Source organism: Aquimarina agarivorans (assembly GCF_000218485.1).
Lineage (GTDB): Bacteria > Bacteroidota > Bacteroidia > Flavobacteriales > Flavobacteriaceae > Aquimarina > Aquimarina agarivorans.
In genome coordinates, this window is sequence record NZ_AFPB01000144.1 from 13,550 (window position 1) to 27,023 (window position 13,474).

General features: G+C 33.6%; 10 protein-coding genes. 5 read left to right on the forward strand and 5 right to left on the reverse strand.

Translation table 11 applies throughout. From position 1 onward, the window contains the following. Position 1: 1 nt before the first annotated feature. Positions 2-730 (reverse strand): bifunctional demethylmenaquinone methyltransferase/2-methoxy-6-polyprenyl-1,4-benzoquinol methylase UbiE, encoded by a 729-nt coding sequence (gene ubiE / locus GMC_RS0109375; protein ID WP_010521886.1) that lies wholly within the window; start codon positions 728-730, stop codon positions 2-4. 156 nt (positions 731-886) lie between these two features. On the opposite strand from ubiE, the gene trkA reads away from it, so the two are divergent. Genes trkA through GMC_RS0109390 form a run of 3 tightly spaced genes read left to right on the forward strand, consistent with a single transcriptional unit; the run spans position 887 to position 4,712 of the window. After that, positions 887-2,236, forward strand: a complete 1,350-nt coding sequence (gene trkA / locus GMC_RS0109380; RefSeq protein WP_010521887.1) for a Trk system potassium transporter TrkA — start codon at positions 887-889, stop codon at positions 2,234-2,236. Next, positions 2,237-3,733: a TrkH family potassium uptake protein gene (locus GMC_RS0109385; RefSeq protein ID WP_010521888.1), complete on the forward strand. Its 1,497-nt coding sequence runs from the start codon at positions 2,237-2,239 to the stop codon at positions 3,731-3,733. It abuts the gene before it with no gap. Between the two features lie 7 nt (positions 3,734-3,740). Next, complete coding sequence (locus tag GMC_RS0109390) at positions 3,741-4,712, forward strand: YpdA family putative bacillithiol disulfide reductase (RefSeq protein ID WP_010521889.1); 972 nt, start codon at positions 3,741-3,743, stop codon at positions 4,710-4,712. A 33-nt stretch (positions 4,713-4,745) separates the two neighbouring features. On the opposite strand, the gene GMC_RS21685 is transcribed toward GMC_RS0109390, so the two are convergent. The 3 genes from GMC_RS21685 to metK form a co-directional block, all read right to left on the reverse strand. Beyond that, complete coding sequence (locus tag GMC_RS21685; protein ID WP_157998155.1) at positions 4,746-4,922, reverse strand: hypothetical protein; 177 nt, start codon at positions 4,920-4,922, stop codon at positions 4,746-4,748. A gap of 141 nt (positions 4,923-5,063) precedes the next feature. Next, positions 5,064-5,240, reverse strand: coding sequence for a hypothetical protein (locus tag GMC_RS21690; protein WP_157998156.1), 177 nt, complete (start codon positions 5,238-5,240; stop codon positions 5,064-5,066). 332 nt (positions 5,241-5,572) lie between these two features. Further along, entirely contained in the window at positions 5,573-6,826 is a 1,254-nt protein-coding gene (gene metK / locus GMC_RS0109405; protein WP_010521890.1) for a methionine adenosyltransferase, read from the reverse strand. Between the two features lie 666 nt (positions 6,827-7,492). Between metK and GMC_RS0109410 the strand changes: the two genes are divergently transcribed. Then, a complete protein-coding gene (locus tag GMC_RS0109410; protein ID WP_010521891.1) occupies positions 7,493-8,449 on the forward strand; it encodes a fasciclin domain-containing protein in 957 nt (318 codons plus the stop codon). 63 nt (positions 8,450-8,512) lie between these two features. Here GMC_RS0109410 and GMC_RS0109415 read toward each other — a convergent pair whose 3' ends face one another. Continuing rightward, positions 8,513-10,840 carry an ATP-dependent helicase gene (locus tag GMC_RS0109415; protein ID WP_010521892.1) on the reverse strand — a complete coding sequence of 776 codons (2,328 nt, stop codon included), beginning with the start codon at positions 10,838-10,840 and terminating at the stop codon, positions 8,513-8,515. A gap of 445 nt (positions 10,841-11,285) precedes the next feature. Here GMC_RS0109415 and GMC_RS0109420 point away from each other — a divergent pair, with 445 nt between their 5' ends. Continuing rightward, positions 11,286-13,256, forward strand: a complete 1,971-nt coding sequence (locus tag GMC_RS0109420; RefSeq protein ID WP_010521893.1) for an RICIN domain-containing protein — start codon at positions 11,286-11,288, stop codon at positions 13,254-13,256. Positions 13,257-13,474 lie beyond the last annotated feature (218 nt).

Consider the following 13,474-nt stretch of genomic DNA (forward strand, 5'->3'; position numbering starts at 1 on the left):
ATTATTTGGTAGCGGTATAAATGGTAGCTACACCGAACGTTTGCGGACGCGCTACTGTATTCTTAAACCCAATTTTTGTCAAAATATTGTTGAATGCTTCTCCGTAAGGGAAAACAGCAGCACTTTCAGAAAGGTATTTGTAAGCTACCTTATCTTTAGAAAAAGCTTTTCCTATTAACGGCAAAATACGTCTGCTGTAAAACGTATAGCCTTGTTTAAAAGGGAATTTTGTAGGAATAGAGGTTTCTAAGACTACGAAAATACCACCTGGTTTTAGCACCCTCAAAATTTCAGAAAGTCCTTGTTCTAAGTTTTCAAAATTTCTTACACCAAAGGAAACAGTTATGGCATCAAAGTGGTCGTTGGGATAATCAATTTTTTCACCATCGCCCAAAACCATTGTAATAGTAGCATCCAGTTTTTTTTCGAAAATTTTTTCTTTTCCTACCTCTAGCATTCCAGCTGAAATGTCAAGTCCAATAATTTCAGTAGCCCCAGTGCGTACAAGATTTATAGCCAAATCACCAGTGCCAGTGGCTACATCTAAAATACGTTGAGGATTCGTTTTTTTAACTAACGCTACCACCTTATTACGCCACTTAATATCAATTCCGAATGAAATTACACGGTTTAATCCATCATAATGCCCTGAAATAGTATCAAACATAGAGGCTACTTGCTCTTTTTTACTTGCTGCAGAATCTTTGTATGGGGTGATGTTATTTAGCATAATTTAAATTTAGGCAAATATATGATTTTGAATACGTATGCGATAATAAAAATTAGCTCCTTTTAATATGTTTTAGTTTTTGTTAATTACATTATATTTGTTGAGCATTAAAAGTGTATTTATTTCTGATCAAACACTTTTAAAAATTTGCATTGCATGAAGATTATTATTGCAGGAGCTGGTGAAGTTGGATTTCACTTAGCAAAACTACTTTCGTTTGAATCCCAGGACATAACACTAATTGATTTAGATAAAGATGCACTCGCTTATGCGGAAAACCATCTGGATATTCGAGCAGTGAAAGGAAATGCTACATCCATTAGTGTACTAAAAAAAGCCAATGTAGGAAAGGCAGATTTAATTATTGCCGTTACTGGTGTTGAAACTGCAAATATCACTATTGGTGTATTGGCAAATGAATTGGGGGTTGGACAGTCTATAGCCAATATTTCAAATACTGAATTTATTAACAATGATGAAGATATCGGTTTTAAAAAGTTTGGTATTGATGAGTTAATTTCGCCTGAAACACTAGCAGCCAATGAAATTAGTTTATTGCTGAATCAATCTGCTTTTGATGACACTTATCAATTTGATAATGGAGCATTAATAATGGTAGGGACTACCCTTTCGGGCGAAGCTCCTTTTGTGGGTAAAACAGTACAGGTAGCTGCTAAAATTTTTCCAGAACTTCATTTTATACCCATTGCTATACAACGAATGGGTACGCAATTTACAATTATACCAAGAGGATCAACTGAGTTTAGAAAAGGGGATCATGTATATTTTATAACGGCTCGAGAAGGTGTTGATGAATTGTATAAACTGACTGGGAAGGAAAAAACTAAAATCAAAGATGTAATGATTTTGGGAGGAAGTAAAATTGGAGCTAAATCTGCAAAAGATCTATGCGCCAACAAATTCAATATCAAACTGGTTGAAAAAATACCAGAAAGGGCATTTGATTTGGCGGACAATCTTCCGAAAGCATTAGTTATCAATGGCGATGGACGCAATGTAGAACTGCTTGAGGAGGAGAATTTACATGACATGGATGCCTTTGTTGCTGTTACAGGTAATTCGGAAACTAATATTATGTCCTGTTTAATAGCAAAGTCAAAAGGAGTGCCTAAAACTATTGCTTTGGTTGAAAATATGGATTATTTTCAGTTATCACACTCTATAGGAGTTGATACTTTGATCAATAAAAAGTTATTAGCTGCAAATTCTATATTTAGGTATGTGCGAAGAGGGGAAGTATTGGCAATGACAAAGCTAAATAATATGAATGCGGAGTTGTTGGAGTTTGAAGTTAAATACACCTCCAAAGTAGCTAATACTATTATTAAAGAAATTGACTTTCCACGTTCGGCAATTATTGCGGGTGTCGTAAGGGGCGAAGAAGGATTAATACCTTTAGGAGATTTCAAAATAAAACCAGCAGATAAAGTGGTAGTTTGCTGTCTTCCTAAAGCCATTGTACAAGTAGAAAAACTTTTTGTGTAGATGCCTAAGTTAAATTACAAGATTATTTTTTTTATCATGGGGCTGCTTTTGCTTTGCAATGGGGGGTTTATGTTATTGGCAACGCTAGTCAGTTACTTGTATCACGATGGAGTTACCATAAAAATGGCATTAGCTTCAATGTTAACGATTTTTACAGGTTTAAGTTTTATGTTCTTCACAAGGGAGCATGAAAAAGATTTAGGAAAGCGAGAGGGGTATATAGTAGTAACATTCGGTTGGATATTTATGTCTTTTAGCGGTACGTTACCTTATTTATTTTCGGGTTCAATCCCGTATTTTACCAACGCTTTTTTTGAAACGATGTCGGGCTATACCACCACAGGAGCCTCAATATTGGATGATATTGAAATTATGCCTAAAGGTATTTTGTTTTGGCGGAGTTTAACGCATTGGATAGGAGGTATGGGAATTATAGTGCTCGCAATAGCAATTTTACCCTTATTAGGTATTGGTGGCATGCAATTATTTTCGGCAGAAGCGCCTGGGCCAAGTGCGGATAAACTTCATCCTCGTATAACAGATACAGCAAAGCGCCTTTGGTTAATTTATGTGGGCTATACCATTGCCGAAACAATTTTGCTAAAATTGGCAGGTATGAATTTTTTTGATGCCATTAATCATGCGTTGAGTACACTTTCAACCGGTGGATTTTCAACTAAAAATGCCAGTGCAGCTCATTGGAACGATAATCCATTAATACAATGGATTATTATTTTATTTATGTTTTTGGCAGGTGGAAACTTTGTTTTGAGCTATTTTGCTTTTAAGGGAAGGGTTCAAAAAGTATTGCATGATGAAGAATTTAGGTACTACGCAGGTTACGTTTTAGGTTTTTCGATTATTGTAGCGCTGTTTATATATTTTCAAGCCGACCCTGCAAATTCATCTATTGAACATCCTATGGTTTGGGGAAAAGCGGAAAGCTCCTTTAGGCATGCAATTTTTCAGGTGCTCGCCGTGGTCACAACCACAGGTTTTGTAAGTGCTGATTATACCATGTGGACGCCTTTTTTAACGGTAATATTTTTTGGGCTTATGTTTTCAGGAGGTTCCGCAGGTTCTACTTCGGGAGGGATTAAAGTGGTACGTCATATAATCACTATAAAAAATGGTTTTTTAGAATTTAAACGGACTTTGCACCCTAATGCCGTATTGCCGGTTAGGTATAATAACAGAGCAGTTACCCGAGAAATTGTATTTACTATATTGGGCTTTTTTATTTTATATATGCTGTCATTTATAATTGGAGCACTAGTATTTGGATTAATGGGACTGGATTTTCAAACCGCTATCGGAGGTGCTGCTACTTCCTTAGGAAACGTAGGTCCAGGTTTAGGACAGTTGAGTCCAGTAAATAATTTTAATTCATTACCAGATGTGGGTAAATGGTGGTGTTCATTTCTAATGTTAATTGGTCGTTTAGAACTGTTTACTGTTTTAATTTTGTTTACCCCATTTTTTTGGAGAAATAGATAAATGCGATATGGATACACAAACGTATGATATGATAGTTATAGGTGCTGGACCTATTGGCTTATGCTGCGCCATTGAAGCACAAAAGCATGGCATGACTGCGTTAATTTTAGAAAAAGGAGTTTTGGTAAATTCCATTTACAACTTTCCTACCAACATGACGTTTTTTTCCACGTCTAAATTATTAGAAATTGGAGATGTACCATTTATTTCTCATAACGATAAACCTACCCGATCCGAAGCCCTGGAATATTACCGTAGGGTTGTTGATACTTGGAATTTAAACATTATTACCTTTTGCGAAGCCCAAGCTTTACAAAAGTTACAAGGTGGCGGATACAGTATACAAACACCAAAAGGAACTTTGAAAGCTAAAAATGTAGTTATTAGTACAGGTTTTTATGATACCGCACGGATGATGAATGTGCCAGGAGAATCGCTTCCTAAAGTAAAGCATTTTTATGATGATGCGCACCCTTATGTAGGCAAAAAAGTATTAGTTATAGGGGCAGCTAATTCGGCTTGCGATATTGCGTTGGAATTGTATCACAAAAATGCTGAAGTGACCATGATGGTTAGGGGTTCGGAAATAAATTCGAGGGTAAAATACTGGATTAAGCCAAATATTCAGAACCGTATCAAGGAGGGAAGTATTAAAGCTTTTTTTGAAACTACGATAAAAGAAATTACGGAAAGTACAGTGGTATTGCAAACCCTTACGGGAGAAGTGATATTGGAAAATGATTTCGTGTTAGCAATGACAGGGTATCAACCTGATTATAAGTTATTCAGGAAAATGGGGGTGCCTATAAGTGACGATGCTCAAAAAAAACCTATTCACGATAAAGAAACACTACTGACTGAATTGCCAAATGTGTTTGTTGCAGGAGTTATCAAATCAGGAATGAAAACGAGTACCTACTTTATCGAAAACTCAAGAGAAGATGCTAATAAAATTGTTCAATTTATAGCTTCAAATTAATAAATAAATTGAAGATCCTACAAAGAGCCTAAGTTATGAGGCAATTTTATTATCAGGAGCAGATTGAGCGCCAGTATCAGGATGTTGTAAATCGTTATTTTTCAAAATAGCCTCTAGCTCATTAGTTAGCTCTTTGTTAGTATGCTCCAAATTGATACTGGATTTATTAAAGCGATTTAAGTAATAAAACTGAATATTGGAAAAACTCATAAGATGTTTTTTATAATTTTTATTAATTTAGTTAAAAAATATGAATATGTGAATTTTTTCACTTTAAAAATGAGTTGTATTTAATTTTAGTGTCATAAATTAACAATAACGTTAAATTAATTAATCATAAAAAAAGCGTGGTTATGAAGCTTGCTTATTATTAGTATTTTCACTGTAAGCTGTAGTGTCAATTTCATCCAAATTGGTATTCATTCTTATTTCCTGAATTTCGTTCAAATATTCTTGATTTAATTTTTCTTCATTGTTTTTACCAAAAAATCTTGATTGATAATAAAAAATTAGTTCTTTTATGTCCATAAAGCTTTAATTAGAATTAAAATTTTGATTCGAATTTTTAAGTAATTTCCATTAATCTTTATAGAAATAGAATCGTAAGAATCATTGTACAAAAATATAATAATTATTTAATAATCAAACTGAAATTCAGATTAAATCCAAAAAAATGACGTTTATATGTTTTTAATGATCGATGAAATGCATATTTTTTTGTATATTAAGTAGTCTTTATCTGTATTTGTATGGTGTTAAAATTGTTCCATTGGTCAAAAAAAAGCCTCAAAAAATTGAGGCTTTTTTAATTCGTATTTATTACTTTTTCATATAAGTAATTGATTATAAGTAATTTAAAATTAAATAAAAAACGCTTCTTTAACTTTATTTACGTAATCAAGCTTTTCCCAAGTAAATAATTCTACATCTTTAGTGACACTATTTCCATCAGGTTGTGAAAAAGTTTTTGTAATCACTTCATTTTTACGTCCCATATGGCCGTAAGCAGCAGTTTCACTATAAATAGGATTTCTTAATTTTAATCGGCTTTCAATGGCAGCAGGGCGCATATCAAAAATTTTAGTAACTAGTTGAGCAATTTCCCCGTCAGTTAAATTTACTTTTGCTGTACCATAAGTATCCACAAAAATACCCATAGGTTCAACGACTCCAATAGCATAGGAAACCTGTATCAAAATTTCATCGGCAACACCAGCAGCTACAAGGTTTTTGGCAATATGTCTCGTTGCATAGGCAGCTGAACGGTCTACCTTACTAGGATCTTTACCTGAAAAAGCACCACCGCCATGGGCTCCTTTTCCTCCATAAGTATCTACAATAATTTTACGACCAGTCAATCCAGCGTCACCATGTGGTCCACCAATTACAAATTTGCCAGTTGGATTAATATGGTATTTAATACGGTCGTTAAACAAATTAGCAAGATGTTTTGGAAGAGTAGCTTTAACTCTTGGAATTAAAATTTCCACAATATCTTTTCTAATTTTAGTAAGCATTGCTTCATCTTCATCAAAATCATCATGTTGCGTGGAAACTACAATGGCATCAATGCGTTGAGGTACATTGTCATCGCTATATTCAATGGTTACTTGTGCTTTAGCATCTGGTCTTAAATATGGAATTGCATCAGCTTCCCTGCGTAAATTACCGAGTTCTATAAGTAATTTGTGTGATAAGTCTAATGCCAGTGGCATAAAATTTTCAGTTTCGCGCGTAGCGTAGCCAAACATCATACCTTGATCACCAGCTCCTTGCTCTTCTTTGGTATCCCTGTCAACGCCACGATTAATGTCTTCGCTTTGTTCATGAATAGCAGAAAGTACCCCGCAGGAGTTTCCATCAAACATATATTCACCTTTAGTGTAGCCAATTTTATTGATGGTCTCTCTGGTAATTTTTTGAACGTCTAAATAAGTGGTAGATTTTACTTCGCCCGCTAAAACCACCTGACCAGTCGTTACTAAAGTTTCGCAAGCTACTTTGGATTCAGGGTCGAAAGCCAAAAAATTATCAATTAAAGCATCACTAATTTGATCAGCAATTTTATCTGGGTGTCCTTCGGATACACTTTCAGAGGTAAATAAATATGACATCTAATTTACTTTTTTGTCCACAAAATTGTGGGGTTAAATTTTCAGATTATTCTGGAATAATAAAAAATGAATCAAAATCTTTTTAAAAAATTTTAATTAATATTATTTAAAAGGTAGGTATGACGAAATATACGAAAGAAGTTTACACTGGCTTTAGCATATTTTTAGTGAAAAACACTAAGGGTTGCAATCAGTCAAATCTATCCCTTTAAATATTATACAAATTTATAGTTTAAATTTTAAAGATCTCCCTCTTTTGTTCTTTTTTTAGAAAATTTTAAAGACTTCCTTAAGTTTCATTATAATGTAACTTTAATTGTAATATTAAATAAAACATAATAAATTTTATAAAATAGTATTCGTTGATAAAATTTATAACAATTTAATAATTCATGTTTTTCTGATAAAAATTACGATTACAAATAAGTAATCCTTATTTATGGCGTTAATTTTTTGTTTATATAGATGCAATTTTTTAATTCTTTCAAGTTTATTTTGTAACACATAATTGCAATAAACCTAATTATAAAATCAAATTTTTCAAAACACACGATTATAGTATTCTGTTTTTTAGCAGATTATATTTTGTTTAATAAATTTAACAAAAAGTTAAACAAAAAAAGATATATTTTTTCAATTTAGCATAGAATAAAAAATCAATTTATTATGAAAACAATTTCGAAATTTTTAAAAATTACGCTCTTTTCAATATTGGCAATTACTGCATTTTCTTGTGATGATGATGATGACGGTTCTGGGAATGATACTCAAACGGTAAGTATAGCAGCAGTTGTAGAGGGAAGCTCAGAATTTAGCTTATTAGAAATGGCATTAAAAGACACTGATTTATTCGCTACATTTGAAGGTGAAGGTACTTTTACTGTGTTTGCGCCTAACAATGATGCTTTTGAAAAGTTATTGACTGAATTAGGTCTTGAATACGATGAAGTGCCAAAAGATTTACTGGCTTCAATATTAAAAATGCATGTATTGACAACCGAAGTTCGTTCAACAGACTTAATGGAGGGTGCTAGTGTAGCTACCTTTGAAGGCGAAAATATTACAACTTCGTTAAATCCGCCATCAATTACAGATCCTAGAGGCAGAATATCACGAATAATACTTACCGATGCGGAAGCTTCAAATGGTATAATCCATTTTGTGGATACCGTAATTTTGCCAGCTGAAAAGCCTATGGAAGAAATGATGACAATTGCTGAAATTGTTAAAGTGAACGATAATTTTGAAATGTTAGAAACAGCATTAGAAGATGCCGAATTAACTCAAACTTTTGATGGTAATGGAACATTTACTGTGTTTGCACCAACAGACGCTGCTTTTGAAGCTTTATTGGCGGAATTGGGTGTGGAATATTCGGATTTAACCAAAGAAACGTTAGATACCGTTTTAAAAATGCACGTGTTGAATTCCGTAGTAACATCAGGCGATTTAACCGATAGTATGATGCCATTAACACTTTTTATGGAAGCGCTAACAATTAATTTAAATCCTAATAAAGTGACTGATCCAAATGATAGAGAAGCAGCTATAACTACGGTTGATATCATGGCATCAAATGGTGTGATTCACATAATTGACAAGGTACTTTTAAATGAGCAATAATAATTTAATGGTTCAATTACGATATAAATTATTTACAAAAAAGCCTCTTTATTGAGGCTTTTTTTATTGCAATACTTTAAGCTTAGCAAATCGGAGTAATAATTTTTTGATACCACCTTGCGTAAATTTAATTTCCGCTTTTTTGTCTTGCCCACTACCTTCTATATTTAAAATTTGTCCAATGCCAAAGCGCATGTGTTCTACTTGAGTACCTGGTATGAGTTTATTCATGGTCTCATTGTCAATTTTTTGTGTGCTGGTATTTATTGGACGCAACTTACGTAGTTTTTGTAATTGGTCGTCGGTGGGTTTATGTGATGGTGGTGGTGAGCTGGCTACTGGTTTTTTTTGGCGAAGCTTGCTTTTATCCACCTCACCAAAAATATCTGTATTTATTAGAGATTTATAACGGTAATTGTCTAAGGGCGTTAGGTTATCAATAAATTTGTCATCGATTTCTTCAATAAAGCGACTCGGCTCAGCATCAATTAATTTTCCCCAACGGTAACGCGAGAGTGTGTAGGTCAAATAGGCCTGTTTTTCGGCTCTTGTTAATGCTACATAAAACAACCGGCGTTCTTCTTCTAATTCGCTGCGGGTATTCATACTCATTCCTGATGGGAATAAATCTTCTTCCATACCAACTATATAAACATATGGAAATTCTAAGCCTTTAGCTAAGTGAATGGTCATTAATGCTACCCGATCTTCATCATCTACTTCTTTGTCCATATCAGTGGCAAGGGCTACATCTTCTAAAAATTCGTCGAGCGAGCCTGTAGCTTCATCAATTTCTTTTTGCCCTTCTACAAAATCACGCATACCATTTAATAGTTCTTCAACATTTTCAATTCGCGCAATACCTTCGGGTGTGGCATCTTTTTTAAATTCTTGAACTAAGCCTGTCTTTTTCGTTACTTCTTCCGCAAGGGTAAACGCATCAGCAGTTTGATTGGTCACCTGAAAGCTTTTGATCATGTTTACAAAGTTTTGAAGCTTTGTTTTTGTGCCTGCATTAATCTTTAATTCGGGAATGCGATCAATACCTTCCATTACTTGGAAAATTGCACATTTGTAATGATTGGCAGCTAGTATTAGTTTATCGATAGTAGTTGCACCAATACCACGCGCAGGGTAATTAATAACACGTTTAAGCGCTTCTTCATCTTTAGGGTTGGTAATTAAGCGCAAATAAGCCAAAACGTCTTTAATTTCTTTACGCTGATAAAATGATAGCCCTCCATATATACGGTATTTAATTCCGCGTTTGCGCAACGCATCTTCCATAGCACGGGATTGTGCATTGGTACGGTATAAAATAGCAAAGTCGGAGGCTTTGCGTTGCTCTGTCATTTGATTTTCAAAAATAGAGCTAGCTACATAACGACCTTCGTCACCATCAGTGGGCAGGCGATTCACAATTATTTTTGGACCATCGTCATTTGCTGTCCATACAATTTTGTCAAGTTTGGTTTTGTTGTGATCTATAATTGAATTGGCAGCTTCAACAATATTTTTTGTAGAACGGTAATTTTGTTCCAATCTATAGGTTTTAACGTCATCGTAATCTTTTTCAAAATTTAAAATGTTATTAATATTGGCTCCTCGGAATGCATATATACTTTGTGCATCATCTCCAACTACGCATATATTTTGGAAACGATCAGCCAAAGCTTTAACAATCAAATATTGTGAGTGGTTGGTATCCTGATACTCATCTACCAATATGTATTTAAATCTATTTTGGTATTTAGCTAAAACATCAGGAAAACGATTAAGCAATTCATTAGTACGAAGCAATAGATCATCAAAGTCCATAGCTCCAGCTTTAAAACAGCGATCCACATAATTCTGATAAATTTCACCCATCCGTGGCTTTTTAGCCATAGCATCAGCCTCCATAAGCTCAGGGTTGTTAAAATACGCCTTTACAGTTATTAAGCTGTTTTTAAATGAAGAGATTCTACCGTGTACTTGTTTGTATTTATAAATGTCTTTATCTAAAGACATTTCTTTTATAATGCTTGAAACAAGTCTTTGAGAATCTTGAGAGTCATATATAGTAAAATTTGAAGGGTACCCTAATTTGTCAGCTTCAAACCTTAAAATTTTTGCAAAAATAGAATGAAATGTTCCCATCCATAAATTTTTTGCTTCGCTACTACCAACAATCTGGGCAATACGATGTTTCATTTCTCTGGCAGCTTTGTTGGTAAATGTTAGCGCCAAAATATTAAACGGATCCACTCCCTTATGCATTAAGTAAGCTATTCTATAAGTAAGTACACGAGTTTTTCCTGATCCTGCACCGGCAATTACCATTAGCGCACCTTCTGTATGAATAGTTGGTGCTAATTGAGCCTCATTAAGTTGTTTTAAGTATTCTTCCAAAATGCCTTTTTTTGTGAATATAAAATTACTGATTCTATGGGAAACACTAACAACAAATTTATGTGATAACTACTTTTAAGTTAGTATAAGCGTGTGTAGGAGGGACTAGGTGTACTTAATGTTATAAATTGAATAGTTATAAAGAATTATTTAACAATCATTGTTTTATAAAATTAACTACAACTAACTACCTAGGTAAAATCGTCACTTTTTTTTGAAATTCATGTGGAAATGTAAGCAACTTTTTACTTTTAATCTTTTAAAAGTAACGTATTCCGTTTATAAATTTCATTTTCAATTAAGTAATTAATTATTTATTAAATTGTTATGTTTTTGTTGTAAGGGCTATTGACGTAGTATTATTCCTTCTTTTTTAAATAAATACAAGATGAAAGGATAATTATTTTACCAACTATAATTAACTAACTTCATTGAATTTTATATTATGAAATTAACTAAACTTTTGGCATTTACACTAATGTCAGCTTCCTTTGCTACTTCAGTAAGCGCTCAAGATTGGAAAAACAGGCCTGTACCAGCTAATCCAGGTGATGGTAACGTATGGAAATTGCAGGAAAGTTATTCTGATGATTTTAACTACAGTGGTAAAAATGCAAAATTCAGAAAAAACTGGAGAGACACCTATTTTCATAGTTGGACTGGACCAGGATTAACGCAATGGCAATCAAACCATTCTGATGTATCGGGTGGTAATTTGGTTATTAGAGCTTCGCGACATGGTGCTAATAGAGTAAATTGTGGAGTGGTAACCTCTAAAACTAAAGTGATTTATCCAATTTTTATGGAAGCAAGAGTCAAGGTAAGTAACTTGGAACTTTCTTCTAACTTTTGGATGTTAAGTGAGGATGATAGAAGAGAAATTGATGTGCTTGAGGTATATGGTGGTGCAAGTGACGTATGGTTTGCTCAGCGTATGTCTACTAACTTTCACATGTTTGTTAGAGGTGGTGGAAATCAAATTATATCAGATTTCAATGACCAAAATCACGTAACTTTACCTAATAATGAACTATGGAGAAACAAGTTCCATACATTTGGGGTGTATTGGAAAAGTCCTCAAGAAGTATACTTTTATATAGATGGAAAACAGACAAAAAAAGGATCTTGGCAAGAATCCAGATTTGTAGATAAAGATTACACAGGGGCTGTTATGGATAAGAATAAATTCAATATGGATCGACCAGTATTTATGATTATTGATACTGAAGATCACAGTTGGAGATCAGCGCAAGGAATTGTGGCATCAGATGCCGATTTAAGAAATCCAAGCAAAAACAAAATGTTAGTGGATTGGGTACGTACTTACAAGCCTGTGAAAAAAAATTCAGTGCAACCATCTAATCCAGTGGTGTCAAATCCACCATCAAACGGAAATGGAAAGCCATCATTAAATATTTCAGCGCCTGCTAACAATGCTAATATCAGAATTGGTAGTGATTTAGTAGTAAGAGCAACTGCCTCAGATAATGACGGAATAGCTAATTTGAAATTATATATTAATAATCAATTTGTGCGTCAGGAAAATATTGCTCCTTATGAGTGGGGTAATACAAATCAGGATGGAATTTTGAAAAACATGAAACTAGGTGAATATACTTTAAAAATTATTGCTACTGATAAAAAAGGTGCTACCAGAGAAAGAAGTATAAATGTATCAGTAACTAATAGAGTAAATGTTCCGACAAATCCTGGAAATAATAGAAATCAATTAATAGCAAACGGTTTACACACCATTAAAGATCCGTTTAAGAATCAAGCAGTTTTAGCTAGAGAGTTGGATAATTACAATGCAACTATGATTGATCAAGGAAATTACACTGATCAACAATGGGTGTTTACTCACTTAGGAAATAATACATATACCATTAAAAATAATAGAAACAACAGATATTTAGAAGTACCTTTTGGTGAGTGTAAAAATGCTGCCAATGTAGGAACTTGGACAGGATCAGCACAAAACCATCAAAAATGGAAGGTTGAGAAAAATGGTAAATATTATGCATTAAAACCATTACATTGTACTTCTCAAGCTTTAGACAGAGCAGGTGGATTGGTAGATGCAAATTTAACTACATGGGCGTACAATTCATCAAATAATAACCAAAAATGGGAAATTTCAGGAACTTCAAGCGGATTGAAAGTATTGGATGATAGTGCGATTGCACTTGAAGTATACCCAAATCCTAGTACTGTGGGCGGTACAATTACTTTAGCGGGGATCAATGCAAAAGCATCTGATGCTACAGTTGTAGTGTACAGTGTTTCTGGTCAAGTTGTAAAAACGTTAGCTGTTGATGCTTCTGGAACTCAAGATTTGAGTTTGAATGGTATTAGTACTGGTATTTATTTTGTTAAAGTTGGAAACCAAGCTGCAGCAAAATTAATTGTTGAATAGTTTTTTAAATATTCTATCTTATTAAAATAAATTTCAAAAAAAAGGTTACTTAATTTATTGAGTAACCTTTTTTTATTTCATAATCTTGAAACCTAAGTCAAACTTAGAAAGAGATTACATATACCGTTTCCAGTATTAAGCTTCTTATTTGAAATGTTTTTTTGCTTGATATTTCAAAATAAATCCAAATTACTGCTTATCATTTCTTTCTAGTTCTT

Excerpts from the sequence above, each read along its gene's own strand:
- ubiE (WP_010521886.1), bottom strand. The coding sequence starts at position 730 with ATGCTAAATAACATCACCCCATACAAAGATTCTGCAGCAAGTAAAAAA.
- trkA (WP_010521887.1), top strand. The coding sequence starts at position 887 with ATGAAGATTATTATTGCAGGAGCTGGTGAAGTTGGATTTCACTTAGCA.
- GMC_RS0109385 (WP_010521888.1), top strand. The coding sequence starts at position 2,237 with ATGCCTAAGTTAAATTACAAGATTATTTTTTTTATCATGGGGCTGCTT.
- GMC_RS0109390 (WP_010521889.1), top strand. The coding sequence starts at position 3,741 with ATGGATACACAAACGTATGATATGATAGTTATAGGTGCTGGACCTATT.
- GMC_RS21685 (WP_157998155.1), bottom strand. The coding sequence starts at position 4,922 with ATGAGTTTTTCCAATATTCAGTTTTATTACTTAAATCGCTTTAATAAA.
- GMC_RS21690 (WP_157998156.1), bottom strand. The coding sequence starts at position 5,240 with ATGGACATAAAAGAACTAATTTTTTATTATCAATCAAGATTTTTTGGT.
- metK (WP_010521890.1), bottom strand. The coding sequence starts at position 6,826 with ATGTCATATTTATTTACCTCTGAAAGTGTATCCGAAGGACACCCAGAT.
- GMC_RS0109410 (WP_010521891.1), top strand. The coding sequence starts at position 7,493 with ATGAAAACAATTTCGAAATTTTTAAAAATTACGCTCTTTTCAATATTG.
- GMC_RS0109420 (WP_010521893.1), top strand. The coding sequence starts at position 11,286 with ATGAAATTAACTAAACTTTTGGCATTTACACTAATGTCAGCTTCCTTT.